General features: G+C 73.2%; 23 protein-coding genes. 8 read left to right on the top strand and 15 right to left on the bottom strand.

What is annotated here, in order from left to right:
* Positions 1–380: 380 nt before the first annotated feature.
* The 7 genes from VGD85_RS08455 to VGD85_RS08425 all read right to left on the bottom strand — a co-directional run bounded on the left by VGD85_RS08455 (position 381) and on the right by VGD85_RS08425 (position 6,602).
* The gene (locus VGD85_RS08455) at positions 381–935 is read right to left on the bottom strand and encodes a DUF664 domain-containing protein (protein WP_331063014.1); all 555 of its coding nucleotides are present in this window, start codon (positions 933–935) and stop codon (positions 381–383) included.
* Positions 932–1,537, bottom strand: coding sequence for a response regulator transcription factor (locus VGD85_RS08450; RefSeq protein WP_331063013.1), 606 nt, complete (start codon positions 1,535–1,537; stop codon positions 932–934). Before VGD85_RS08450 ends, VGD85_RS08455 begins: the two co-directional genes overlap by 4 nt.
* A gap of 120 nt (positions 1,538–1,657) precedes the next feature.
* Entirely contained in the window at positions 1,658–2,740 is a 1,083-nt protein-coding gene (locus VGD85_RS08445) for a DNA polymerase domain-containing protein (RefSeq protein ID WP_331063012.1), read from the bottom strand.
* A 76-nt stretch (positions 2,741–2,816) separates the two neighbouring features.
* The gene (locus VGD85_RS08440; protein WP_331063011.1) at positions 2,817–3,656 is read right to left on the bottom strand and encodes a hypothetical protein; all 840 of its coding nucleotides are present in this window, start codon (positions 3,654–3,656) and stop codon (positions 2,817–2,819) included.
* A gap of 301 nt (positions 3,657–3,957) precedes the next feature.
* Positions 3,958–4,281, bottom strand: a complete 324-nt coding sequence (locus VGD85_RS08435) for a hypothetical protein (protein ID WP_331063010.1) — start codon at positions 4,279–4,281, stop codon at positions 3,958–3,960.
* Positions 4,278–5,486 (bottom strand): acyl-CoA desaturase, encoded by a 1,209-nt coding sequence (locus VGD85_RS08430; RefSeq protein ID WP_331063009.1) that lies wholly within the window; start codon positions 5,484–5,486, stop codon positions 4,278–4,280. The genes VGD85_RS08435 and VGD85_RS08430 overlap by 4 nt, the downstream gene beginning before the upstream one ends.
* A gap of 24 nt (positions 5,487–5,510) precedes the next feature.
* Positions 5,511–6,602, bottom strand: coding sequence for a ferredoxin reductase (locus VGD85_RS08425; protein ID WP_331063008.1), 1,092 nt, complete (start codon positions 6,600–6,602; stop codon positions 5,511–5,513).
* 110 nt (positions 6,603–6,712) lie between these two features.
* On the opposite strand from VGD85_RS08425, the gene msrB reads away from it, so the two are divergent.
* Positions 6,713–7,114 (top strand): peptide-methionine (R)-S-oxide reductase MsrB, encoded by a 402-nt coding sequence (msrB, locus tag VGD85_RS08420; RefSeq protein ID WP_331063007.1) that lies wholly within the window; start codon positions 6,713–6,715, stop codon positions 7,112–7,114.
* A gap of 84 nt (positions 7,115–7,198) precedes the next feature.
* On the opposite strand, the gene VGD85_RS08415 is transcribed toward msrB, so the two are convergent.
* From VGD85_RS08415 to hemG, 3 genes are all read right to left on the bottom strand, one after another.
* Positions 7,199–7,843: a hypothetical protein gene (locus VGD85_RS08415; protein ID WP_331063006.1), complete on the bottom strand. Its 645-nt coding sequence runs from the start codon at positions 7,841–7,843 to the stop codon at positions 7,199–7,201.
* Between the two features lie 73 nt (positions 7,844–7,916).
* A complete protein-coding gene (hemQ, locus tag VGD85_RS08410) occupies positions 7,917–8,636 on the bottom strand; it encodes a hydrogen peroxide-dependent heme synthase (RefSeq protein WP_331063005.1) in 720 nt (239 codons plus the stop codon).
* 64 nt (positions 8,637–8,700) lie between these two features.
* On the bottom strand, positions 8,701–10,071 hold the full coding sequence (gene hemG, locus VGD85_RS08405; RefSeq protein ID WP_331063004.1) for a protoporphyrinogen oxidase: 1,371 nt from the start codon (positions 10,069–10,071) through the stop codon (positions 8,701–8,703).
* A gap of 59 nt (positions 10,072–10,130) precedes the next feature.
* On the opposite strand from hemG, the gene VGD85_RS08400 reads away from it, so the two are divergent.
* Positions 10,131–11,093: a DUF4349 domain-containing protein gene (locus VGD85_RS08400; protein WP_331063003.1), complete on the top strand. Its 963-nt coding sequence runs from the start codon at positions 10,131–10,133 to the stop codon at positions 11,091–11,093.
* Positions 11,094–11,178: 85 nt separating this feature from the next.
* Here the strand turns inward: VGD85_RS08400 and hemE are convergent, their stop codons facing one another.
* Complete coding sequence (gene hemE / locus VGD85_RS08395) at positions 11,179–12,216, bottom strand: uroporphyrinogen decarboxylase (RefSeq protein WP_331063002.1); 1,038 nt, start codon at positions 12,214–12,216, stop codon at positions 11,179–11,181.
* Positions 12,217–12,285: 69 nt separating this feature from the next.
* On the opposite strand from hemE, the gene VGD85_RS08390 reads away from it, so the two are divergent.
* The 5 genes from VGD85_RS08390 to VGD85_RS08370 all read left to right on the top strand — a co-directional run bounded on the left by VGD85_RS08390 (position 12,286) and on the right by VGD85_RS08370 (position 16,376).
* Complete coding sequence (locus VGD85_RS08390) at positions 12,286–12,924, top strand: DUF3000 domain-containing protein (protein ID WP_331063001.1); 639 nt, start codon at positions 12,286–12,288, stop codon at positions 12,922–12,924.
* A 1-nt stretch (position 12,925) separates the two neighbouring features.
* Positions 12,926–14,200 (top strand): ribonuclease D, encoded by a 1,275-nt coding sequence (locus VGD85_RS08385; protein WP_331063000.1) that lies wholly within the window; start codon positions 12,926–12,928, stop codon positions 14,198–14,200.
* A gap of 104 nt (positions 14,201–14,304) precedes the next feature.
* On the top strand, positions 14,305–14,970 hold the full coding sequence (locus VGD85_RS08380) for a DUF6448 family protein (protein ID WP_331062999.1): 666 nt from the start codon (positions 14,305–14,307) through the stop codon (positions 14,968–14,970).
* A gap of 122 nt (positions 14,971–15,092) precedes the next feature.
* Positions 15,093–16,007 carry a sigma-70 family RNA polymerase sigma factor gene (locus VGD85_RS08375; RefSeq protein ID WP_331062998.1) on the top strand — a complete coding sequence of 305 codons (915 nt, stop codon included), beginning with the start codon at positions 15,093–15,095 and terminating at the stop codon, positions 16,005–16,007.
* Between the two features lie 21 nt (positions 16,008–16,028).
* Complete coding sequence (locus tag VGD85_RS08370; protein WP_331062997.1) at positions 16,029–16,376, top strand: DoxX family protein; 348 nt, start codon at positions 16,029–16,031, stop codon at positions 16,374–16,376.
* A gap of 21 nt (positions 16,377–16,397) precedes the next feature.
* On the opposite strand, the gene VGD85_RS08365 is transcribed toward VGD85_RS08370, so the two are convergent.
* Positions 16,398–17,798 carry an ABC transporter substrate-binding protein gene (locus VGD85_RS08365; RefSeq protein ID WP_331062996.1) on the bottom strand — a complete coding sequence of 467 codons (1,401 nt, stop codon included), beginning with the start codon at positions 17,796–17,798 and terminating at the stop codon, positions 16,398–16,400.
* Between the two features lie 141 nt (positions 17,799–17,939).
* On the opposite strand from VGD85_RS08365, the gene VGD85_RS08360 reads away from it, so the two are divergent.
* Positions 17,940–18,698 carry a hypothetical protein gene (locus VGD85_RS08360; protein ID WP_331062995.1) on the top strand — a complete coding sequence of 253 codons (759 nt, stop codon included), beginning with the start codon at positions 17,940–17,942 and terminating at the stop codon, positions 18,696–18,698.
* A 228-nt stretch (positions 18,699–18,926) separates the two neighbouring features.
* On the opposite strand, the gene VGD85_RS08355 is transcribed toward VGD85_RS08360, so the two are convergent.
* From VGD85_RS08355 to hrpA, 3 genes are all read right to left on the bottom strand, one after another.
* On the bottom strand, positions 18,927–19,349 hold the full coding sequence (locus VGD85_RS08355; protein ID WP_331062994.1) for a type II toxin-antitoxin system PemK/MazF family toxin: 423 nt from the start codon (positions 19,347–19,349) through the stop codon (positions 18,927–18,929).
* 139 nt (positions 19,350–19,488) lie between these two features.
* Positions 19,489–20,085: a hypothetical protein gene (locus VGD85_RS08350; RefSeq protein ID WP_331062993.1), complete on the bottom strand. Its 597-nt coding sequence runs from the start codon at positions 20,083–20,085 to the stop codon at positions 19,489–19,491.
* Positions 20,082–23,876: an ATP-dependent RNA helicase HrpA gene (gene hrpA, locus VGD85_RS08345; RefSeq protein ID WP_331062992.1), complete on the bottom strand. Its 3,795-nt coding sequence runs from the start codon at positions 23,874–23,876 to the stop codon at positions 20,082–20,084. The genes VGD85_RS08350 and hrpA overlap by 4 nt, the downstream gene beginning before the upstream one ends.
* Between the last annotated feature and the right edge of the window lie 207 nt (positions 23,877–24,083).

The raw sequence follows: 24,083 nt of genomic DNA, 5'->3' as shown, positions 1-24,083 counted from the left end.
TGCTTCATCGGCCGCTCGGCGACCAGCTCGACGACGACGTCGGAGCCGTCGTGGAGCGCCACGGTGACCAGCGGGGTGGCGGTGTCGAACGCGAGGAGCACGGGCTGAGGCTAACGCGTGGGTGAAACCTTCCCGTCCTGTGGATCAGGTGTCACCCGGACGTGGACGCGGCGTGGAGGACCCGGGCCTAGTGTTCGAGATGTCGGTGGGGAGACCCGGCGACACCGGGCCCGGGATCCACGGGGGACGGTCCGGTCGTGACAGACAGGCCGAACGAGGCGGGGTGTGGGGACCCGCCCGGCGCTGGGGGGAGCGCCACCGGTCGGTCCGTGAGGCCCGCTCCGCGCGCGTGGACGTCGTCCACGAAGGCGGGGCGGGCCTCACGTGCGTCCGGCCTCCGGAACGGCGAGCTCGACCGCGATGTCGAGGTGCCCGGCGTGCCGGGCGTACTCGGTGAGCACGTGGAAGCAGATCCACTCCAGGGTCGGCGGGTCGTCGGCGAACCGGCCGCCCGGCGCGGCCGTGGCCTCCGGCGGGAAGTCGCGCAGCACCGACCGCGTCCGCTCCCCCACCGCCCGCAGCCGACCGGCGAGCTCCTCGGCCGTGGTGTCCTCGGCGACCACCCAGCGGCCCTCGGCGCCGGACTCCCACGGCTCGTCGACCGACCAGTCGCCCCACGGGTCCTCGACGGGCTCGCCGAGGAACCCCCACACGAACCACCGCTGTTCCATGTGCAGCACGTGGCTGAGCAGCTCGATCGGGGTCCACCCCGACGGCAATCGGGTGGTCCGGCGCTCGGTCTCGTCGAGGGCGAGCACGGCCGTCGCGATCTCCGCGCGCATCCAGTCCAGGTACGCCGTCCACCGGGAGCGCCCGGGTGCTCCGTGGGCGGTGGGCTCCTCCTGGTCCCCTGCGGTCTGAGGCGGGTCGGTCACCGGGGCATCATCGCTCCTCGGGCCCGGGCCGGTCCGCGCCCGACGGGAAGCCGTGGTCCACCCCCCCACGCCACGGCCTGGGCGCGGCTGGTGACGCCGATCTTGCGGTAGACCGAGCGGATCATGCTCTTGACGGTGTTGATGCTCAGGTAGAGGTCGGCCGCGAGCTCGTCGTTGGACCGGCCGGCGACGATGAGCGCGAGCACCTGCTGCTCGCGCGGGGTCAGGTTCACGTCCCGCCCGAGCTGGCGGCGCCGGTCGGCCTGGTTGTCGAGATCGGCCTGGGACCCGTCCTGGAGGTGGCCCAAGGCGAAGGACTCGATCGCATCGGCGAGCTCCTCGGCGGGGAGTCCGATGGAGACGGAGGCGACGGCGCCCAGGTCGAGCGCACGGGCCGTCAGGCCCGGCTGGAGCACTCGGGAGAGGGCCAGCACCCGGTCGGGGTGCCGCTTGACGACCCGCTCGAAGTCCTCCTCGTGGCCGACGAAGAGGCCGTACACGTCGTAGACCACGACCGTGTCGTCGTCGGCGGCCGCCTCGTCGACGATCGCGATCCGGTCCGGGAACCGCGCGAGCAGGTGCTCCACCCCCGCCGCGATCACGGGCTGCTCCGAGAGAACCAGTACCGAAACAGGTCGACGCGCGGACATCGGATCCCTTCCCCTCTCACCTCGTCTGAGGGGATTTTCCCGCTGGGATCGCCGCCCAAACAGAGGCTTGGGTCACGGCTCGATCCGGTTGCCCTCCTCGTCCCAGTGCGCGGCGACCTTCTTGCTCGGCTGCACCCGGGGCGGCTCGCCCGGCATCTTGGGGTAGTCCGGGGGGAAGCTCAGCTCGCCGCCGGGCAGCTCCTCCCACAGCCGCAGCAGCGGCTCGAGGGAGTACGCCGTGTCGTCGATGCTCGCCCAGGGGTCGCCGTCGGCCACCCGGTCGGGCACCGTGAACAGGTTGTAGTCGCGCGGGTCGGAGATGCCGGCGAGCTCCTCCCACGTCACGGGGGTCGACACGGGCGCGCCGGGCAGCGGGCGCAGGGAGTACGCGGAGGCGATCGTCCGGTCGCGGTTGTTCTGGTTGAAGTCGACGAAGATCCGCTCGCCGCGCTCCTCCTTCCACCACTCCACCGTCACGCCCGCGTCGCGGCGGGCCAGCTCGCGACCGAACCCGATCGCGGCGTGCCGGACGTCGGTGAACTCCCAGCGGGGCTCGATGCGCACGTAGATGTGCACGCCCCGGTTGCCTGACGTCTTCGGGTAGCCGCGCAGCCCCAGCTCCTCGAGCAGCTCCCGGGCGACCCCGGCGACCCGGACCGCGTCGGCGAACGTCGTACCGGGTTGGGGATCCAGGTCGATGCGCAGCTCGTCGGGGTGGTCGACGTCGGAGCGCCGCACCGGCCAGGGGTGGAACACCAGCGTGCCCATGTGCGCGCACCAGACCGGCACCGCGATCTCGGTGGGGCAGATCTCCTCGGCCGTGCGCCCCGACGGGAACGTGACGCGCACGGTCTCGAGGTAGTCCGGAGCGCCCTTGGGCACCCGCTTCTGGTAGAACGCGTCGGCGTCCTTGTCCTGCGGCCCGGTCGCGAGCCGCATCCCGGGCCGGACCCCGGAGGTCCAGCGCTCCAGCGCCGTCGGCCGCTCCCGCAGGGCGCGCATCAGCCCGTCCTCGACGCTCGCGAAGTACTCCGCGACCATCAGCTTGGTGACCTCGGGGGTGCGGTCGGTCGCCTCGTAGATCACCCGGTCGGGGCTGGAGACGCGGACGGCCCGCCCGCCCGCCTGGACCTCGGCCGCGCTCACCTTCGCCATGGAGGGAGGCTATCGGGGTCCGGTGCCTCGTCGAGTGACGTGCAGTGGCTCGACCTGGGGCGCCGAGACAGCCAGTTCACGTCACTCGACGGGAGACCAGCAGCGTGCGGACCAGCCACAACCCGCCGATCGAGGCCAGGACGGCAGCCACCGGCACCACGGCGCCGACGTGGCCCTCGTGGGCGAGCAGCAGCTGGGTCGGGCCGGCGAGGACGGTGACCGCGGTGCCGACCCAGGCGATCGCAGCCGGACCGGCGAGCGCGGCCGCGAGGACCAGCACACCGGTCGCGGCGAGGTAGGTCCGCTGGGCCACGGTCTCGAAGCCCTCCGGCGCGGCCGCCGCGTCGCCGGCGAGCGCCCACACGAGGTGCAGCAGACCGAACCCGACCACGACGCCGATCGCCACGACCGTCGCCGGCGACGAACGCAGCCGCCGGGCCCGCGCCCAGTCCGGCCAGCGCTCGCGGGCGTGCCAGCCGAACGCCGTGAGCACGCCGACCGCCTGGAGCACGAAGCCGCCGTACACGACCGCGTAGACCCAGGCCTCGAGCCCGTCGTCGCCGGAGGACGGGACGCCCCCGGCCAGCGCCTGCAGGACGAGCCCGACGGGCAGCCCGAGCGCGATCGGCGCCAGCAGCCCGGCCGCCACCCACACCGGTACGACGAGCAGCCAGCCGGGGACGCGCCTGCCCCACGGGAACGTGAGCGCGAGCAGGAGGCCGATCGCCACCAGCTCCATGCCCACCGTGATCAGGTTGCCCACCACGTAGCGCTCGTCGTGCATCCCGGCCCCGGCCGCACCCGACCTGATCCCGACCGAGCTCCCGGCGAGCCAGGCGATCTTGAGGGCGAGGTAGGGCAGGCAGGCCAGCACGGTGGCGGCGCAGACGACGAGACGGCGGCGGGCGACGGGCATGCCGCCACCCTCCCGGCCGGGACGGGTCGGCCGCATCGGGGTCGTCCCGGGCCTGGCCCCGACCGTGTCCCCGACGCCTTCCCCGGGGCTCCGGGCCGCCGCGAAAATCGGTCTGGTCCACTCCTCAGGTCCCGCCGACACCGACCGATCCTCAAGTCATCGGTCGCACGGACCAGCTTGATCCGGACACCGGGGGAACATGCGACCACCGCAGAGCCCCACTGCCGCGCGCTCGAGCCCACCTCCCCGGGGTGGGTCCGAGAAGGCGGCAGCGGGGCTCCTGCCTTTGTCCTCGGCCTGCTCAGAGCAGCGAGTTCGGCTGGAACGTCGGGCGCCGATCGGCGTCCTCGCGCGTCGGGCGGACGAACTCGAACCCCGCGGTCAGCGTGAGCTGCCAGGACGGGTCCGCGCGCGGCGTACGGCGCAGGTCCTCCGCGCACTCGACGTGCATCGGCGGCAGGTGGAAGGCGTTGCGGGCCACCTCCTCGGGCGTGCCGACGAACGCGATCGGCCGGCCGAGCGACTGCGCGCAGCCGCCGCAGATCCGCGACAGCGCGCACTGGGTCACCCAGGCGACCTGGTGGATCCGGTCGACCTGGCTCAGCCGGGACTCCCGAAGGCTCACGACGCCGCGCTCCGCATCCACCCGCCCAGCTCGCGGCGCCGCGGCGGCCGCTCGTCGTCGGACTTGCGCTTGCGGTCGCGGGCCGGGGTCGGGGGCTCCGGCTGGTCGCTCGCGGTGAACCGGTTCGGCAGCGACAGCTTGATGATCGTGCGGAGCGCCTGGCCGTACTGCTTGTGCAGCGGGCCGACGGTGTAGGGGATGTCGTACTTGTCGCACAGCTCGCGCACGCGCACCGAGATCTCGGCGTACCGGTTGCTCGGGAGGTCGGGGAACAGGTGGTGCTCGATCTGGAAGCCGAGGTTGCCGCTCATGATGTGCAGCAGCGGGCCGCCCTCGAAGTTCGCGGCGCCCAGGATCTGGCGCAGGTACCACTCCGAGCGGGTCTCGTCCTCGATCTCCTCCTCGGTGAAGTGCATCGCCCCGTCGGGGAAGTGGCCGCAGAAGATGATCACGTAGGCCCACAGGTTGCGGACGATGTTGGCGGTGAGGTTGGCTGTCAGCGTCGACTTCCACTGCTTGCCCGAGAGCGCCGGGTAGACGACGTAGTCCTTGAGGATCTGGTTGCGGCCCTTGCGGAGGATCTGCCTGAGCTGCCGCTTCATCTCCTTCGGGTCCTTCTCACCCTTGCGGATCCGCTCGATGTCGAGGTCGTGCAGGGCCACGCCCCACTCGAACAGCGTCGCGAGCAGCGCGTTGTAGACCGGCTGGCCGAGGTTAGCCGGGTGCCACTTCTGCTCGCGCGCCATCCGGAGGATGCCGTAGCCGATGTCGTTGTCGTAGCCGAGGACGTTGGTGAACTGGTGGTGGATGTAGTTGTGGCTGTGCTTCCACTGCTCGGCGGGCTGGGCGGTGTCCCACTCCCAGTTGGAGGAGTGGATCTCCGGGTCGTTCATCCAGTCCCACTGGCCGTGCATGACGTTGTGGCCGATCTCCATGTTCTCGAGGATCTTGGCCACGGCGAGCAGGCCGGCGCCGGCGGCCCAGGCGGGCTTCCTGCCCCTGCCGGTGGCAGCCGAGGCCATCAGCACGACCCGGCCGGCCGCGGCCAGCGAGCGCTGGATCGTGATGAGCCGGTTGATGTACGCCGCGTCGTCGGCACCACGCGACTCCTCGATCTCGGCCCGGATCGCATCGAGCTCGCGGCCGATCTGCTCCACCTCCTCGTCGGTGAGGTGGGTGTACTCCTTGACGTCCGAGATGGCCATGGGTCAGTCCCTTCGTAGGGGTCGTCAGATGTCGAGCGTGCAGTCGCCGACCGCGGCGGTCACGCAGGTCTGCACGCGCTCGTTGGGCTGGCCGAACTCCTCGCCGCTGCGCAGGTCGCGCACGGTGCCGGAGACGAGGGTCAGGGTGCAGGTGTGGCAGATGCCCATCCGGCACCCGTAGGGCATGCCGACGCCGGCCTCCTCGCCGGCCTCGAGCACGGTGGTCGCGCCGTCGGCGTCGATCGACTTGCCGGAGTTGCGGAACGTGATCGTGCCGCCCTCGCCGCCCTCGCCCCCGAGCTCGAGGGAGAACCGCTCGAGGTGCAGCCGGTCCTCCAGGCCGGCGGCCCGGTAGTGCTCGGTGATCGCGTCGAGCATCGGGCCCGGCCCGCACGCCCAGGTCTCGCGCTCGCGCCAGTCGGGGCAGAAGCCGTCGAGGCCACGCGTGGGGTGCGGGAGGTCGAGCATCCCGTCGAGGTCGGTGTGGAGGCGGTGCACGGTGAGCCCCTCGTGCCGGGCCTCGAGGTCGTCGAGCTCGGCGCGGAAGATCATCCGCTCCGGCGTCGGCGAGGAGTAGTGCATGACGACGTCGGGGAGGTTGCCTCGGCGATCCATCGTGCGCAGCATCGCCATCACGGGGGTGACCCCGCTGCCGCCCACGAGGAACAGCATCTTCGGCGGGGGCGGGTCGGGCAGCACGAAGTCGCCCTCGGGCAGCGCCAGCCGCACGATCGTGCCGGGCGCGAGGCCGTTGACGAGGTGGGCGGAGAGCTTGCCCTCCGGCATCGCCCGGACGGTGATCGAGATCGTCCGGCCTCTGCGCCGCGGCGGCGAGCTGACCGAGTAGGAGCGCCACTGGAACTTCCCGTCGACCTGGACGCCGATGCCGACGTACTGGCCCGGTCGGTGGTCGTAGCGCCAACCCCACCCGGGGCGGATCACCAGCGTCGCCGCGTCGTCGGTCTCGGGGATGACGCGCTCGACCCGCCCGCGCAGCTCGCGCTCGCTCCACAGCGGGTTGAGCAGCCGCAGGTAGTCGTCGGGGTGCAGCGGGGTCGTGAGCTTGTCGCCCGCGCCGCGCAGGCGACCCCACGGGATCGTCGTCGGTCCGGCCATGCAGTTCAGTGAACAATTGTTCTCCGAACCGCGTCAATGCCCCCTGGGGGTGACCTGGGTCTCCGGGCCCGGTGGCGGCCCCGGCTTGCCGGGCGCACTACCGTGGGACCATGGCGTACAACGTGCAGAAGACCGACGAGGAGTGGCGCGAGGAGCTCTCGCCGGAGGAGTACGCCGTGCTGCGCGAGGCCGGCACCGAGCGCGCCTTCACCGGCGAGTACACCGACACCGAGACCACGGGCGTCTACCGCTGCAAGGCCTGCCAGGCCAAGCTGTTCGAGTCCGACACGAAGTTCCACTCCGGCTGCGGCTGGCCCTCGTTCTACCAGCCGATCAGCGACACGATCGAGTACCTCGAGGACACCTCGCACGGCATGAAGCGGGTCGAGGTCCGCTGCTCCAACTGCGGCTCCCACCTCGGCCACGTCTTCCCCGACGGCTACGGCACCCCCACCGGCGATCGCTACTGCATCAACTCGATCAGCCTCACCCTGGAGCCGGCCGACTCCTGAGGTGGCGGCGCACCTGACGTATCTGTCGTGGACTCGCCGGCGAGCGCGACAGATACGTCAGGTGCGTGGGCAACCTCAGCGCGCTCAGCCGTCGAGCAGGGCGGATCTGACGACCACGACGGCCTTGCCGTAGGCGCGGTCCGCCCACGCCTGCAGCGTGCCGTCGTCGTAGACCACGTCGACGAGCACGTGGCCGGCATCGACGTACACCCCCTGGGTGCCGGGGAGGTCGCCGACGTCGGTGGCGATGTTTTCGAGCTCGGCGGCGGTGTGCACCACGGCCGGGTCCGGGTAGGTCACGGTCTCGGTCGGCATCGGGTCGTACAGCGCGGCCGCGATCGCGTCGTGGTAGCCGAACGTCGCGCCGTCCCAGGTGCCGGTCACCGCGAACTGGCCCCACCGGATCCGCCCCTGGCGCTCGAAGACACCGTGGTGGTCGCTCCAGTCCCAGCCCTGGACCGGCTGGCCGGTGCACTGCGGCGGCCAGGACTCGGCGACCGGCCCCAGGCACAGCTGCGGCCCGCCCGCACCGGCCCCGCGGTCCAGGACGGTCGCCAGGCCGTTGGTGTGCACGGTGCCGGGCGCGGCCGGGATCTCGGACGGCATCGGGTTCGTGCCGGCCGTCGGCGTACCGCCGGGGTCGGTGGCGGTGGTGTCGCCGTCATCGCCGCACGCCGCCAGGAACGGCGCGGCGAGCAGCAGGGTCACGGCCGCCAGCAGGGTCCTCATGCCGGTACGACGGGCGCTTGACCATCCTGGTTCCCGTCGACCCGCCCGAAAGTCACGGGCGGGTCGAGGTGAGTCAGGGCAGCCGGTCGACCAGATCGGCGACCGGCACCAGGGCGCCGGTGTAGAACGGCACCTCCTCGCGGACGTGGCGCCGGGCGTCGGAGCCGCGCAGGTGCCGCATCAGGTCGACGATCCGGTGGAGCTCATCGGCCTCGAAGGCCAGCAGCCACTCGTAGTCGCCGAGGGCGAAGCTCGAGACGGTGTTGGCGCGCACGTCGGGGTAGTCGCGGGCCATCTTGCCGTGCTCGGCGAGCATCCGGCGGCGCTCGGACTCCTCGAGGAGGTACCACTCGTAGGAGCGCACGAACGGGTAGACGCACACGTGCCGCTTGGGCTCCTCGTCGCCGAGGAACGCCGGCACGTGGCTCTTGTTGAACTCCGCCGGGCGGTGCAGGGCCAGCTGCGACCACACCGGCTCGAGCCGCTGGCCGAGAGCGGTACGCCGGAGCCGCTCGTAGGCGTCCTGGAGCTGCTCGGAGGTCTCGGCGTGCCACCACACCATGAAGTCGGCGTCGGCCCGCAGACCGGCGACGTCGTAGACGCCGCGCACGATCACGTCGGCCTCGGCGAGCTCGGCGAAGAGCTTCTCGACCTCGGCGCCCTCGGCCGCGCGGTCCGCCCCGGAGTCGGCAGGGCCCAGGGGTCGCGCCACCCGGAACACCGACCACATCGTGTAGCGGATGGACTCGTTGATCTCGCGGGCCCGCTGCGCCTTGGTGCTCATGCCGCCCATTGTGCCAACCGGCCGTAGGGGTATCCGGGCCGGGCCAGGACGATCGTCCCTGACGGTGCCGGGGTCAGCCGTGCGGGCCGGACACGTCGGCGAGGACCTCCGCGGCCGCCCGGTGGGCCGACGCGATGACCGCGGGGATGCCGACGCCGTCGTACGCCGCGCCGCAGACGGCCAGGCCGGGCACGCCGGCGACCGCGGCGCGGATCCGGTCGACCCGGTCGAGGTGGCCGACGGCGTACTGCGGCAGGCCGCCGCCCCACCGCTGCACGTGCGTGTCGACGGGGGTCGCCGCGAGGCCGACGGCCGCGGCGAGGTCCTCCAGCGACCACGCGACGAGCTCCTCGTCGCTCGCCTGGAGCGCGAGCTCCTCGCGGTGCCGGCCGAGCGAGGTGCGCAGGAGCAGCAGGTCGCCGCCCGCCTCACGGACCCAGCCCCACTTGGCGAACGAGAACGTCGAGGCCTTGACCCGGCGACCGTCGACCGGCGGGACCAGGAACCCCGACGAGTCGGTCGCAGCCAGGTCGGGGGCGTCGGCGACGCGGAACGCGAACGTCACCACGACCATCGAGGCCGCCTCGACACCCGCCAGCTCGGCGGCCGCGACCGGCGCGACCTCGCGCAGCAGCCGCGCGGTCGGGGCGGCGGGGGTGGCCAGCACGACCGCGTCGGCCTCGACCAGCTCGGGGGCGGTCGTGGGCCCGACGGTGAGCGCGAAGCCCGTGGGGGTGCGGGTGAGCTCGCGGACCGTGGCGCCGGTGCGTACGGCGAGGTCCGCGGCGAGCCGCTCGGGCAGCTGGCCCATGCCGCCGGGGATCCCGGCGAACACCGGGCCGGAGTAGGTGGTCGGGATCGCGGCCGCCTGCTCGAGCACGGAGCCGCGGCTGGCGTAGCTGACCAGCTGGGGCACCGAGGCGCGCGCGGAGATCAGCCGCGCGTGCCCGGCGTACACACCGCCGAGGAGGGGCTCGACGAGCCGGTCGGTGACCTCGGGGCCGAAGCGCCGGTCGACGAGGTCGCCGACCGAGACGTCCTCCTCGAGGCGGTCGGGCCACCGGGTGCGCTCGGCGCGCACCCGGGCGAGGCCCTCGGGCGAGAGCACGCCCGACGCCTCGAGCTGCGGCAGGTCGAGGGGCACGCCCATCAGCGAGCGCGGCAGCGGGCGCAGCTCGCCGCGGGTCCAGATCCGCGACGCGGCCAGCGTCGGGTGCTCGATCGGCAGGCCGAGCTGGCGGGCCAGCGTGACGCCCTCGGGGCGCCGGTTGAGCATCGCCTCGGCGCCGACGTCGACGGTGACGCCGCCGACCTCGTCGCGGCGCAGCTTGCCGCCGGCGCGGGGCGAGGACTCCAGCACGACGACGTCGTGGCCGGCCTCGGTGAGGTCGCGGGCCGCGGCCAGGCCGGCGATCCCGGCCCCCACCACCACGATCCTGCTCACCCCGCGAGTCTCCCAGGAGCGGGACGGAACCGATCGGCGGGGTCGGCCGTCCCACGCCTATGAGGCTCACCCCGCTGCGTGTCCTGGTCCCGTCGCTGGTCGTCCTGGCGGTCGCCCTCACCGGCTGCTCGAGCGGCGAGGACGCCGACGCACCCACCAGCGGAGGCGCGGCCGACAGCTCGGTGGCCGGCGAGGCGCCGGCGGCGGCGCAGCGCGACGGCGTCGACATGGACGGCGGCGCCGCCTTCGAGGACGGCTACACGTCCGACGCCGTCACGTCCGCGGCGGACCGGCCGAGCCCGGACGATCCCCAACAGGCGCTGATCAAGAAGGGCAACGTCGCGCTGCGAGCCGACGACGTCGGCAAGGCGCAGTTCGACGTCCAGCGCGTCGTCGACCAGCACGACGGCAAGATCACCGAGGAGAAGACCACGACCGACGAGGACGGGCACCCGGCGTACACCCGGATGGTGCTGCGGATCCCCGTCGCCGCCTTCGACGACGCGATGACCGAGCTCAAGGGCCTCGAGCGGGCCGAGCTCGTGTCGGCGAACACCAGCGAGGACGACGTCACCGCCAAGCTCATCGACACCCGCACCCGACTGCAGGTGCAGCGCCGCAGCATCGAGCGGATCACGGTGCTGTTCAAGCGGGCGCAGAGCATCCGCGACATCATGGCGATCGAGGCGCAGCTCTCGCAGCGTCAGGCCGAGCTGGAGTCGCTGGAGCGGCAGGCGGCGTACCTGCAGAACCAGAGCCGCCAGTCCACGATCGTGGTCAGCGTCGATCAGATCCCGGAGAAGAAGGCGAAGGCGGAGAAGGACGACGACACCGGCTTCCTCGCCGGGTTCTCGGCCGGCTGGCACGGGCTGACGAAGTTCGCGGTCGCGATGGCGACGCTGGTCGGCGCCCTGCTGCCGTGGTTGGCGCTGCTGCTGGTGCTGGGCGTGCCGACACTGCTCGTCGTCCGCGCGGCCCGACGCCGTCGCCCCCACCCCGAGCCGGAGCCGTCCGAGGGCTGACCGTTCCTCGTCGAGACACCTGAACTGGCTGCGACACGCCGGGCCGGGACAGCCATTCCTGGTGTCTCGACGGGAGACCGGGGGGCTAGTGCGGGTAGCTCTGGACGAACTCGGTGAGCCGCGTGAGCTGGTCGGGGTCGGTCGAGGGGATCACGCCGTGGCCGAGATTGAAGATGTGGCCGCGGGCGGCCCGGCCGGCCTCGATGATCTCGGCGGCGCGGGCGGTCATCACCTCGGTCGGCGCGAACACGAGCGTGGGGTCGAGGTTGCCCTGGACGCCACGGTCGCCGACCAGCCCGATCGCGTCGGCCAGCGGCGTGCGCCAGTCGACACCGACCACGTCGGCGCCCGCCTCGCCCATCAGGCCGAGCAGGTTCGCCGTACCGACCCCGAAGTGGATGCGGGGTACGCCGAGCGCCCCGGCCCGCTCGAGCACGCGCGCGGAGTGCGGCATGACGTGGTCGCGGTAGTCGGCCGGGGTCAGCGCCCCGGCCCACGAGTCGAACAGCTGCACGGCCGACGCCCCGGCCGCGACCTGCACCTCGAGGTAGGCCGCGGCGATGCCGGCGATCTTGCGCAGCAGCGCGTCCCACACGTCCGGCGCCCCGAACATCATCGCCTTGGTCCGGGCGTGCTCCTTGGACGGGCCGCCCTCGACCAGGTACGACGCGACCGTGAACGGCGCGCCCGCGAACCCGATCAGCGGGGTGCCGCCGAGCTCGCCCACGAGCGTGCGGACCGCCTCGGTGATGAACGGCACGTGCTCGGGGGTGAGGTCCGAGATCGCCTCGACGTCGGCGAGCGTGCGCACCGGATGGGCGATCACCGGCCCGACGCCGGGCTTGATGTCCAGGTCGACACCGACGGCCTTGAGCGGCAGCACGATGTCGGAGAAGAAGATCGCGGCGTCGACGCCGTACCGCCGCACCGGCTGGAGGGTGATCTCGACGACCAGCTCGGGATCCATGCAGGACTCCAGCATGCCGACGCCCTCGCGCACCGCGAGGTACTCCGGCAGCGACCGGCCGGCCTGGCGCATGAACCACACCGGCGTGTGCGGCACCGGCTCGCCACGCGCGGCCTTCAAGAACGCGCTGTCGGCGAGCCGCGGATCGGGGGTCACGGGCGAAGCCTCGCAGGTCACCCGGCGTGTTCGCACATCGGGACCGCGCGATCGACCTACTGTGAACCCATGGTCGTCGGTCAGGAGACGCACCCGGGGACGGGTGCGGGTGCGGCACCCCCGGAGTTCCGGGACGCGGTGGCGACCATGCACGCCGCGCGGCTGCGCCCGGAGATCCTCTGCGAGGAGATGCCCGCGCCGCAGCGGATCGCGCCGTACGCCTCCGCCCTGTCGGCCGACGTGACCGTCGACGACACCGACGTCGGCACCGGCCGCATCATCTTGCTGCACGACCCCGCCGGCAACGACGCCTGGGACGGCACGTTCCGCTGCGTGGCCTACGCGCGGGCCGAGATCGACCTCGAGCTGATCACCGACCCGATGCTCGCCGCCGTGGGATGGTCCTGGCTGGTCGAGGCCCTCGAGGCGCACGGCGCGGCGTACGCCGCCGCATCGGGCACCGTCACCCGGGTCGCCACCGAGAGCTTCGGCGGGATGGTCGACGAGGGTGGCACCGCGCAGATCGAGATCCGGGCGTCGTGGACACCGCTGGTGCCCGACGACGCTCCCGCCCTCGCGCCGCTGGACCTGGCTCCCCACGTCGAGGCGTGGGCCGAGCTGCTCTGCACCGCCGTCGGGCTGCCGCCGGTCCCCGAGGGCGTGACGATGATGCCGAGCCGACGCGGTCAGCGGGGCTCGGGACGCTGACATGCCCTCTCATCCCGACGACCCCACACCCGCCGAGCAGCCGACACCCGAGGAGCCCGCACCCGATCGGCCGCTGCTGACCCTGCGCGACGGGCTGCCACGCATCGTCGACACCGAGACGGGCCTGGCCGAGGTCTGCGATCGGATCGCGGCCGGCACCGGCCCGGTGGCCATCGACGCCGAGCGGGCCTCGGGCTACCGCTACTCCTCGCGCGCCTACCTGATCCAGCTGCGGCGCGAGGGCGCCGGCACGTTCCTCGTCGACCCGATCCCGTTCGTGATCCTCCCCCGGCTGCAGGAGGCGCTCGAGGGCACCGAGTGGATCCTGCACGCCGCCACCCAGGACCTGCCCTGCCTGGCCGAGGTCGGGCTGCAACCCAGCCGGCTGTTCGACACCGAGCTGGCCGGGCGGCTGCTCGGCTATCCCCGGGTCGGGCTCGCCACGCTCGTCGAGAGCCTGCTCGGCGCGCGCCTGGCCAAGGAGCACTCCGCGGTCGACTGGTCGACGCGCCCGCTGCCCGAGCCGTGGTTGGAGTACGCCGCCTTGGACGTCGAGGTGCTCGTCGAGCTGCGCGACCTGCTGGGCGCCGAGCTCGAGGCGGCCGGCAAGGCCGAGTGGGCGCGCCAGGAGTTCGAAGCCCTGCGCGGGTTCGAGCAGGCGGAGCGGGTCGAGGCGTGGCGGCGTACGTCGGGCCTGCACCGGGTCCGCGGCCGGCGGGCACTCGGCGCCGTGCGGGCGCTGTGGGAGACCCGCGACGAGATCGCCGAGCACCGCGACGTCACCCCGGGCCGGATCCTGCCCGACTCCGCGATCGTCGCCGCCGCCCAGGCGATGCCGACCGATCGCGCCGCGCTGCTCGCGACGAAGGGGTTCCACGGTCGCGGCGCGGAGCGCTACGCGAGCCGGTGGGTCGCGGCGCTGCAGGAGGTGGCCACGATGAGCGAGGCGGACCTGCCGGCGCGCTCCCCCCGCGGGGACGGGCCGCCGCTCCCCCGCGCCTGGGCCGAGAAGGACCCCGTGGCCGCCCGACGGCTGGCGCTGGCGCGTGAGGCGATGAGCGCGCTCGCCGAGCGGACCCAGGTGCCCGTCGAGAACCTCCTCACCCCCGACTACCTGCGCCGCACGCTCTGGAGCCCGCCGAGCGCCCGGGACGCCGCGACCCTGGCCCCGGCCGTCGCCGACCAGCTGCGCGCGCTCGGCGCCCGCGAGTGGCAGGTCGAGCTCACTGGGCCGATCCTGGTCGACGCGATCCTGACCGCCGAGCAGCCGGCCTGACCCGGCATCCACCGGCGGGTTCTGCACCTACTTGACGCACGTCATTCTCTCCTCGGGGCGGGGCCCGGACACTCGGGCCACCCCCGAGAAGAGGAGTGACCCCCATGGTTGCCGCATCCCGTAGAACCCTCCCCCGCACGATCCTCGCGTCCCGCCTCGGCCGGGCCGTCGTCGCGCTGCTGGCCGCGACGGCGCTCGCCGTACCGCTGATGCTCGGCTCGGCGACACCGGCGCAGGCGCATTGCGACTCGGCCGACGGCCCGGTCGCCACCGCGGCCCGCGACGCGCTGGCCGAGGGCGACGTCGACGTCGTGCTGCCCTACGTCAAGCCCAGCCAGGAGCCGGAGCTGACCGCCGCGTTCGAGCAGACCATCGCCGTGCGCGACAGCGGCGCCGAGGTCCGCGAGGTCGTCGACCAGTACTTCGTCGAGACCGCGGTCCGGCTGCACCGGGTCGGCGAAGGGGCGTCCTACACCGGGCTCAAGGAGGACGTCGAGATCAGCCCGGCGCTGGCCGCGGCGGAGTCCTCGCTGGAGGAGGGCAGCGTCGACCAGGTGTTCAAGACCCTCCGGCGCGAGCTGCGCCTGGAGGTGACCGAGCGCTTCGACGGCGTCCTGGAGGCCCGGGACGCGGAGCGCCAGGACCCCGGCGTCGAGAGCGCGCGCGAGCGGGTCGAGGCGGAGCTGGCGTTCGAGAAGTTCGTCCTCGGCATCGAGTCTGCGACCCACGCGGACGGCCACGACGGCCCCGCCGGGGCCGAGGGCCACTGACGGCGTCCCGTCCGTCGGCGAGGGACGGTCGCGGGCCTCAGGCCCGCGGCCGTCCTCGTCACGTCCGCCGTCGCGGCGGGGTCGACGGGTCGAGGGGACACTGGGACGCGAAGGAGCGGCGCATGGACGACGGCGGGCACGACGGGCTCGAGAGCGCGTTCGAGGAGCATCGGCCGCTGCTGCGGTCGATCGCGTTCCGGATGCTCGGCAGCGAGGCCGACGCCGACGACGCCCTGCAGGACGTGTGGGTGCGAACGCACCGGGCCGGGACCACCGGCGTCCACAACCCGGCCGCCTGGTTCACGACCGTCACCGCCCGGGTCTGCCTGAACAGGCTGCGCACGGTCGACGGGCGCCGCGAGGAACCGGTCGTCCGGGTGCCCGAGCCGGTGATCAGCGACGAGTCCGGCGTCGACCCCGAACAGGCGGCGCTGCTGGGCGAGAGCCTGGGCCTGGCCCTGCTGGTCGTGCTGGAGTCCCTCACCCCGGCCGAACGGCTCGCGTTCGTCCTCCACGACATGTTCGGCGTCCCCTTCGAGCCGATCGCGGCCCTCGTGGACCGCTCCCCCACGGCCACCCGCCAGCTCGCCAGCCGCGCCCGCCGCCGGGTCCACGGCGAGGCACCCGCCCCCGACCCCGACCCGGCCCGGCAGCGCGAGTCCGTGGACGCCTTCCTCACCGCCTCACGCGACGGCGACTTCGAGGCCCTGGTCGCCGTGCTCGACACGCAGGTGCTGCTCCGCTCGGACGGCGGCGTCGCCCGGCCCCAGCTGAACCTGCTCGTCCGCGGCAGTGAGCAGGTGGCCCGCCAGGCCCTGCTCACGGGCCGGCTCGCACCGCACGTCCGCAGGGTCCTGGTCAACGGCACGCCCGGCGTCGTCGTCGCGCCACACGGCCGGACGCAGGCGGTGATGGCGTTCACCGTGGCCGGCGGCCGGATCGTGACCATCGACGTGCTGGCCGACCCGGCGCGGCTCGCCCGGCTCGACCCGCCGCGGGCCGGGGCTGAGCCTGATGATCCGCGGTCACATCCGTGACCGCCGCGGGGTCGTCGGGGCATGGGCACACTGCACGCTGTCGTCGTCACCGCCGTCGCCGTGTGGGTCGGCTACTCGGCGTACGCCGTGCTGAGCCACCAGCCGTGGGTGGTCGACAACCTTGCCGACTACGGGGTCGATCGCCGCTGGTGGCGGTGGCTGGGCGTGCTGAAGGGGCTGGGTGCGGCGGGGCTCCTCACCGGCGTCTGGGCGCCCGCGCTGGGGCTGGCGGCCGCCGTCGGCCTGACCGGGTACTTCGTGGGTGCCGTGATCACCGTGCTGCACGCGCGCTGCTATCGGCACGTCGCCTACCCGCTGCTGTTCCTCGCGCCTGTGGTGGCGGCCGGTGTGCTGCTCGCCGCCGGCTGAGGAGCACCGAACGTGCTGGACTCAGTCGGTGGTCGAGCCCGACGGTGACCCGCTCGGCGAGCCGCTGGGCGACTCGGTCGGCTCGGGCGGGCTGAGGATCGCCCGGGACTCCTCGTCGATCTGCTCGGTGATGCCGTCGAGGTCGAGCACGCCGACGCCGTACACGAGCTGGTCGAGGCTCGGCTGCACCGCCGCTTCGACCTTGCCGAGGGTGTCGATGAGCGGCGGGAGCGTCATCGACCGCACGCCGCTGGTGAAGAACTGCGCGTGCTCGGGCTGCTGAGCGGGCTGGAGGAAGGTGTCCGACAGCGCGACCGCGAGGTTGGCGGGCGCGAGATAACCGGTCTGGGTCACCCGGCTCACCGACTCCGGGGAGATCTCGTGCGCGAGGAAGTCGGCCGCCTGCGGGATGCTCTCGCTGCTGCGGGACAGGCACATCCCCGTCATGTCGCCGACGGTCGAGGAGCTGTCGAGCACCGGCATCGGCATCACGTCGAAGTCGAGGCCGTCGACCTTGCGCAGCTCGGGCACCAGCGACCGGAACCCGGCGATCATGCCGAGCCGGCCGCGCTCGAACCAGGTCAGCGGGCTGGCCTCGGCCAGCTGCTCGTCGTCGAGCGTCAGCTGCGGGTTGCGCAGCAATGTCAGGGCGCGCTCGAGCGCGGAGCGCGAGCCGTCGCTGGAGAACGCCAGCGAGGTCGGGTTGGTGTTGTCGTCGAAGACCGAGCCGCCGCCCGAGCCGATGAACGGCGCGAGGCCGCTCAGCGTCGCCGCGATGTGCACGCCCTTCGTGCCGCGCTTGGGCCGGGAGGCGAAGTCGGCGGCGGCCGCGAACTGGTCGAACGACCAGCTGGAGGAGTCGGGGCCGGGGGCGTCCAGGCCGCGGCGCTCCATCTTGTTGAAGTTCACCAGGTCGCGGTTGTAGAAGATCACCATCGGCGAGACGGAGTAGGGCATGCACTGCAGCCGGTCGTCCATCCCGAACGCCTGGATCGCGTCGCGGGAGTACTGGTCACCGAAGTCCACGCCCCGCTCGTCGAGCAGCTCGTCGACCGGCTGGTTGATGCCCTTGTCGAGCATCCAGCCCAGGTCCGAGCGCGACGCGAGGTAGACGTCGGGGACCGCGCCGCCCGCCTCGAGGTCGGCGCGCATCGCCGCATGGTCCGGCCACGTCCGCAGCTTGACCTCGGGGCGGTCCTCGCCGCCGGCGTTCCAGGCGTCGACGGTGTCGCGGTACGCCGCGATCTCGGCCGGCGACCCGTAGACGCCGAACGTCAGCTGGGAGACCGCCGGCGCCGTGGGGCTCGTCGACGGCGTCCGCTGGGGGCGCTCGCCACCGGCGTCGGTGCAGCCGACCGCGGAGAGCACGAGCCCCGCGGCCACGGCAGCCAGCATCGCCCGGCGCCCCCGACTCGCCCTCACCGGCATCCTCCTCGCGCGTCTCGCTGCTCAGGTGCCCGCGGACCCGCCCGGGGCCGGTCCAGCCTAGCGAGTCCCACCCGCCGGGTCCGGCCCGCATGTCGCAGCACGGTTCGGGGCCGTCGGCTCCCTACGATGGGACACGTGCCTCGGGCCCCGATCTTCGTCGTGTCGCTGGCGGCAGCGTTGGTCCTCGCCGGGTGCGGCACCGGTGGCGACGGGTCGGACGCGTCCACCCGGCAGCCCACCAGCCACGCCTCGCGGAGCCCGGCAGCACCCCCAACGACCTCCGGGGGGCCGGACCACGCCGCCTCGCAGCAGCCGTCCGCCCCGCCCTCCTCGTCGGCCCACCGGCACCGTCGGCACAAGGTCGGCGCCCTCCAGCCCCGGATGCGGCTCACGACGGCCGCACACCTGCTCGACGCCGACACGCTGCCCGCCCTGGACGAGCGCACCTGGACCGTGGCCGACACCGGCCCGGAGGACCCCGAGCAGGACGCGGCGGTCGGCGCCTGCCAGAAGACCGTGCTCGACACGATCGGCGCGATCGAGACCGTACGCCGCAGCTTCACCGCGCCCGGCCGGGCCGGGGCGACCCAGGTGGTCGCCCGGTTCGCCGATGCCCGCTCGGCCTGGCGCGCCCACCAGGTGCTGATCTCCTGGCAGGAGGACTGCGCCGAGCGCGTCGGCGGGACCGACGTCGGGCCGGTCCGGTCGGTCACCGTCGCTGCCGGCACCGGTGACGCCTACCGGACCGCGGCCGGGCGCCGTGCCTCCGGCCTCGGGATCTTGCGCTCCGGCCCGTTCCTCACCCTGGTCGAGGTGACGACCGGCGACGACGACTACCCCGACCGGCGCGACCCCGCCCGCGCCGCCGTGCGCCGGATCGCCCGGACGTTCTGAGCTGCCCCGGCCTGAGCTTGCGAAGGCCGGGACGCAGCAGCCAGGTCGAGTTGAGCTGCCCCGGCCTGAGCTTGCGAAGGCCGGGACGCAGTAGCCAGGTCGAGTTGAGCTGCCCCGGCCTGAGCTTGCGAAGGCCGGGACGCAGCAGCCAGGTCGAGTAGGCGCGCGAGCGACGAAGGAGCTCGCGACCGCCGTATCGAGACCCAGTCCCCGGACCGTCAGCCCCGACTACAGCCGATGGAACCGCCGCGCCTCGGAGACCACCCGCTCGAACGTCGACCGGTCCAGCGCAGCGCCCTCGCGGCGTACGGCGTCCGGCGCCAGCTCGAGCAGACGATCGAGACGCACCTCGCTGGGCCGCCGCTGGCGGTCCCAGCCGCCGGTGCCGACGTCCATCCAGTGCCGGCCCCAACGGGCCTCGTCGGCCGCGTCGCGGTCGTGGTCCTTGCTGGTGAGCATCAGCCCGAGCAGCATCGAGTCGCGGCGGCCGATCAGCAGCACCGGGCGGTCCTTGCCGCGCGTGGGGTCCTCCTCGTACGGCACCCAGCCCCAGACCACCTCGCCGGGGTCGGGCCGCCCGTCGGCGCGCGGCGCGTAGGTGACCGCACCCGGGCGGCGGACGCGGGTCAGCAGCCGGCGCAGCGATCTCATGGGGAGGAGCCTAGGGCCGATCACGAGTGGTTGTCGTACGCCGGACCGGGAGCGCCTCACGGCGCGTGGCCGCTCGTAGCGGCTGATTTTGGGACCCGGGGCTGCCACGGCCCGGCGTACTCGGAAGAGTGTAACGGCGTCAGGCCAGCTCGTGTTCCAGCTCGGCGTGACCCGCCGCCTCGAGCTGCTCGGAGAGCAGGAGCATCCGCTGCACCTCGGCCGCCGTCGGGTCGCTGAGCGCGGCCCGTCCGGCCGCCACGACCCGGGCGAACGCCGCCGCGCGCAGCAGCACGTCGGCGAAGTCGCTCGCGGCGATCCCGCGCAGCACCTGGTCGATCATGGCCTTGAGCTGGTCGGGGCCCGGCGGGTCGGCGACCCCGGCCACGACCCGGGCGACCTGGGCGCTGCGCCGGCCGGCCTCGAACTCGCGGGCGACCTCCACCGGGTCGGCGTACACCCAGGAGCGCAGCAGGTAGAGCCGCCACAGGCAGCCGGCCAGGGAGTCGGCCGGGGCACCGGACCAGACCTCCGCGATCGTCTCGATGCCCTCGGTGTCGGCCAGGTGCAGCAGGCGGTCGGCGACCGCGGCGTCCTCGGACTCGCGCGCGCCGCGGACCAGCAGCGTCGCCGCGCGGTCGGCGGCCTCGCTGACCAGCGCGGGGTCGGTGCCGCCGACCAGGGCCTCGAAGAACCCACCCCCCGGTGTCATCGGGCGGTGGTGGGGGCGATCGGTCATCGTTGAAGGCTACGTCGGATGCGTTGGTCGCTCACCGGGTAGGGCGTGCCGAGCTGCTGCGCCCACAGTGAGACGCGGTACTCCTCGAGCATCCAGCGGACCTGCCGCAGCTGCTCCCCGGGTGGGCGCCCGGCCGGCAGCGCCGCCACCTGGTGGAGGTAGGCGTCCTGGAGGTCGGCGAGCTGGTCCATCAGCTGCCGGTCGCGGTTGACCTGGCCGGGCAGCCGCTCGCGCCGCTGCTCGATGGCGGCGAGGTAGACCGGGTAGCGGCGCAGCTGCGTGGCGCCGGCCTCGCCCACGAACCCGCGGTGCACCAGCCGCTCCAGCTGCGCCCGCATGTCGGTGAGGGCGGGCAGCAACGCCATCTCGGCGCGGCCGCTGAGTGCCTTCTCGGCGCGGCGCCAGGAGTCGAGGACCCGGATGACGTCGCCCATCACGGCCCGCAGGTGGGCCTGCTGGTCGCGGTCGGCCTCGGCCCGCAGCGCGGCGTACGCCGCCTCGTCGCGCACGGCGGGTCGCGCGTCGACGACCGCGCCCACGACCGCGGCGCGGCAGTCCTCGAGCAGCTCCGCGACGCTGGGGTACGGCGACCCGGCGAGCCCGAGCTTCTCGAGGTTCGTGAGGCCGTCGAGCACCTGCTTGACCGGCGAGGCGAGCTCGAGGAGGAGCAGCCGGCGCACGCCGAGCCGGTGCCGGGCGTCGGCCTCGTCGGCGGACCCGAAGACCTGGAGCCCGACGGTGCCGCCCTCGTCGACGAGCGCCGGGAACACCTGCACCTCGTGGCCGGCGCGGCGCTCCGCGTGGCTGGCCGGGATCGTGCCGAAGTCCCAGGTGGTCGCGCCCGTGCGGACCAGGCCGCTCTCGGTGGCCACCTCCGCGATCGCCTCGGCGAACTTCGGGCGCAGCGGCGCCTTGAGCGCCTCGAGGTCCTTGCCCCGGGCCTGCTCGTGGCCGTCGTCGTCGACGACGCGGTACGTCGGGCGCAGGTGCTCGGGGACCTTCGCCCAGTCCCACGCCTCGCGTGGCACGAGCAGCCCGGTCCGGGCCCGGCACCAGCGCTCGAGGGCGTCGAGCAGCGGCTCGTCGCCGGGCGGGACGGCGGCCAGGAACTCGCGCGCCGTGTTGGGCGCCGGGACCAGGTGGACCCGGAGGTTCTTGGGCAGGCTGCGGATCAGGCTGGTCACGAGCTCCTCGCGCAGTCCGGGCACGTTCCAGGAGAAGTCGTCGGCCTCGACCCGGTTGAGGGTCGCCACCGGGACGTCGATCGTCAGGCCGTCCTCGGCGGTGCCGGGCTCGAAGTGGTAGCTGATCGGGAACGTCAGCCCCTCGTCGCTCTCCCACTGCTCGGGGTAGTCCGCCGCGCTGATCTGTTCGACGGTGTCGTGGGTGAGCATCGCGGGGTCGAACGTGAGCAGGCGTCCGTTGCGCTGACGCTCCTTCTTCCACCACTGGTCGAAGTGCGCGCCGCTGACCACGTCGGCGGGGACCCGCCGGTCGTAGAAGTCGAACAGCGTGTGCTCGTCGACGACGATGTCGCGGCGCCGCGCCCGGTGCTCGAGCTCCTCGGCCTCCTCGAGCAGGCGCCGATTGGTGTCGAGGAACCTGTGGCGGCTGTTCCACTCGCCGTAGACGAGCGCGTGCCGGATGAACAGCTCGCGCGACAGCGCGGGGTCGACCTTGCCGTAGGCGACCGGCCGGTCGGCCACGAGCGGCACGCCGTACAGCGTGACCCGCTCGAAGGCCATCACCGAGGCGCGCTTCTTGCTCCAGTGGGGCTCGGAGTAGGTGCGCTTGACCAGGTGCTCGGCGAGGCGCTCGGCCCACTCGGGCTTGATCGCGGCGTTCTGGCGGGCCCACAGGCGGCTGGTCTCGACGAGCTCGCCGGCCATCAGGAACTGCGGGTTCTTCCGGTGCAGGACGCTGCCGGGGAAGACCGAGAACCGGGCGCCGCGGGCGCCGAGGTACTCCCGCGGGCCGCGACGCTCCTTCTCCCGCTCCTCGAGGAGGCCGATGTGGGACAGCAGCCCGGAGAGCAGCGCCTGGTGGATGCCGTCACTGTCGACCGCCCCGTGTTCGGTGGTCGAGTGAGCCGCGAGGGACGAGCGGCTCGTATCGAGACCCATCTCCTTGCAGACCTGGCGCAGCTGGGACTCGAAGTCCTGCCATTCGCGGACCCGCAGGTAGTTGAGGAACTCGCGCCGACACATCCGGCGGAACGCCGAGGAGGACAGGTCCTTCTGCTGCTCCTTGAGGTAGCGCCAGAGGTTGAGCCAGGTGAGGAAGTCGCTCCCCTCGGCCTTGAAGCGCGCGTGCAGCTGGTCGGCCTGCGCCTGCTCCTTGGGGTGGTCGGCGCCCGGGCGCTCGCGTGGGTCCTGGAGCGACAGGGCGGCCGCGATCACGATGACCTCGCGCACGCAGCCGAGCCGCTCGGCCTCGAGGATCATCCGCGCGAGACGCGGGTCGATCGGCAGCCGGGCCAGGCGGCGGCCGACCTTGGTGAGCCGCCCGTCCTGGCCGACGAGGGCGCCGAGCTCCTCCAGGAGCTGGCGTCCCGCCTGGACGTTGCGCCGGTCCGGCGGCTCGACGAACGGGAACCGGGCCATGTCGCCCAGCCCCAGGCTGGCCATCTGGAGGATGACGCTCGCGAGGTTGGTGCGCAGGATCTCGGGGTCGGTGAACTCCGGGCGGCCGTCGAAGTCCTCTTCGGAGTAGAGCCGGATCGCGATGCCGGCCTCGACACGGCCGCAGCGGCCCGAGCGCTGGTTGGCCGAGGCCTGGCTGATCGGCTCGATCGGGAGCCGCTGGACCTTGGTGCGCACCGAGTAGCGGCTGATCCGGGCGACGCCGGTGTCCACGACGTACCGGATGCCGGGGACCGTCAGGGAGGTCTCGGCCACGTTGGTGGCGAGCACGACGCGGCGTACGGCGTTCCCGTGGGAGGAGAAGACCCGGTGCTGGTCGGCGGCGGAGAGTCGCGAGTAGAGCGGCAGGATCTCGGTGCGCGGCAGGTCGCCCAGGGCGTCGGCGGTGTCGCGGATCTCGCGCTCGCCGGGCAGGAAGACGAGGACGTCGCCGGGTCCCTCGGCGGAGAGCTCCTTGATCGCCTCGACGATCGCCTCGGTCTGGTCGCGGACGACCGCCTCGCCCTCGTCGTCCTCTTCCGGGAGCTCCATGAGCGGGCGGTAGCGGATCTCGACGGGGTAGGTGCGCCCGGACACCTCGATGACGGGCGCGTCGAAGTGCTTCGCGAACCGGTCGACGTCGATGGTGGCCGAGGTGATGATCAGCTTGAGGTCGGGCCGCTTGGGCAGCAGCCGCTTGAGGTAGCCGAGCAGGAAGTCGATGTTGAGGCTGCGCTCGTGGGCCTCGTCGATGATGATCGTGTCGTAGCGGCGCAGCATCCGGTCGCGCTGCAGCTCGGCCAGCAGGATGCCGTCGGTCATCAGCTTGACCCGGCTCGAGCGCGACGTGCGGTCGGTGAACCGCACCTGGTAGCCCACGAGGTCGCCGAGCTCGGTCTTCAGCTCGCTGGCGATGCGTTCCGCCACGGAGCGGGCCGCGATCCGGCGCGGCTGGGTGTGCCCGATCAGCCCGCCGCCGGACTTCGTCCGCCGTCCGCGCCCCAGCTCCAGGCAGATCTTCGGCAGCTGGGTGGTCTTCCCCGACCCGGTCTCCCCCGCCACGATCACCACCTGGTGGTCGCGGATCGCCGCGGCGATGTCCTCGCGACGCTGGGTGACCGGCAGCTCCGGCGGGTAGGCGATCTGGAGCCCTGGCGGTGGCGCGGTCATGACCGACCCATTCTGCCAACCCCGTCCACAGGGTTTGCCGAGTCGGCGCCAGTTTCCCCCTGCACCACGCCGAGTCGGCGCCAGTTTCCCCCTGCACCACCCCGAGTCGGCGCCAGTTTCCCCCTGCACCACGCCGAGTCGGCGCCAGTTTCCTGGCGGCATACGGAAACTGGCGCCGCCTCGGCACCCTCACCAGGGAAACTGGCG

Source organism: Nocardioides sp. (assembly GCF_036401255.1).
In the GTDB taxonomy this organism is placed as follows: domain Bacteria; phylum Actinomycetota; class Actinomycetes; order Propionibacteriales; family Nocardioidaceae; genus Nocardioides.
The sequence above is the reverse complement of the archived record's forward strand: the minus strand, read 5'-3'. Positions and strand labels throughout refer to the sequence as shown.

Excerpts from the sequence above, each read along its gene's own strand:
- VGD85_RS08425 (WP_331063008.1), bottom strand. The coding sequence starts at position 6,602 with ATGGCCGGACCGACGACGATCCCGTGGGGTCGCCTGCGCGGCGCGGGC.
- VGD85_RS08400 (WP_331063003.1), top strand. The coding sequence starts at position 10,131 with ATGAGGCTCACCCCGCTGCGTGTCCTGGTCCCGTCGCTGGTCGTCCTG.
- VGD85_RS08430 (WP_331063009.1), bottom strand. The coding sequence starts at position 5,486 with ATGGCCATCTCGGACGTCAAGGAGTACACCCACCTCACCGACGAGGAG.
- VGD85_RS08445 (WP_331063012.1), bottom strand. The coding sequence starts at position 2,740 with ATGGCGAAGGTGAGCGCGGCCGAGGTCCAGGCGGGCGGGCGGGCCGTC.
- VGD85_RS08415 (WP_331063006.1), bottom strand. The coding sequence starts at position 7,843 with ATGAGGACCCTGCTGGCGGCCGTGACCCTGCTGCTCGCCGCGCCGTTC.
- VGD85_RS08380 (WP_331062999.1), top strand. The coding sequence starts at position 14,305 with ATGGTTGCCGCATCCCGTAGAACCCTCCCCCGCACGATCCTCGCGTCC.
- VGD85_RS08370 (WP_331062997.1), top strand. The coding sequence starts at position 16,029 with ATGGGCACACTGCACGCTGTCGTCGTCACCGCCGTCGCCGTGTGGGTC.
- msrB (WP_331063007.1), top strand. The coding sequence starts at position 6,713 with ATGGCGTACAACGTGCAGAAGACCGACGAGGAGTGGCGCGAGGAGCTC.
- VGD85_RS08390 (WP_331063001.1), top strand. The coding sequence starts at position 12,286 with ATGGTCGTCGGTCAGGAGACGCACCCGGGGACGGGTGCGGGTGCGGCA.
- hrpA (WP_331062992.1), bottom strand. The coding sequence starts at position 23,876 with ATGACCGCGCCACCGCCAGGGCTCCAGATCGCCTACCCGCCGGAGCTG.
- VGD85_RS08350 (WP_331062993.1), bottom strand. The coding sequence starts at position 20,085 with ATGACCGATCGCCCCCACCACCGCCCGATGACACCGGGGGGTGGGTTC.
- VGD85_RS08385 (WP_331063000.1), top strand. The coding sequence starts at position 12,926 with ATGCCCTCTCATCCCGACGACCCCACACCCGCCGAGCAGCCGACACCC.
- VGD85_RS08375 (WP_331062998.1), top strand. The coding sequence starts at position 15,093 with ATGGACGACGGCGGGCACGACGGGCTCGAGAGCGCGTTCGAGGAGCAT.
- VGD85_RS08355 (WP_331062994.1), bottom strand. The coding sequence starts at position 19,349 with ATGAGATCGCTGCGCCGGCTGCTGACCCGCGTCCGCCGCCCGGGTGCG.
- VGD85_RS08440 (WP_331063011.1), bottom strand. The coding sequence starts at position 3,656 with ATGCCCGTCGCCCGCCGCCGTCTCGTCGTCTGCGCCGCCACCGTGCTG.
- hemQ (WP_331063005.1), bottom strand. The coding sequence starts at position 8,636 with ATGGGCGGCATGAGCACCAAGGCGCAGCGGGCCCGCGAGATCAACGAG.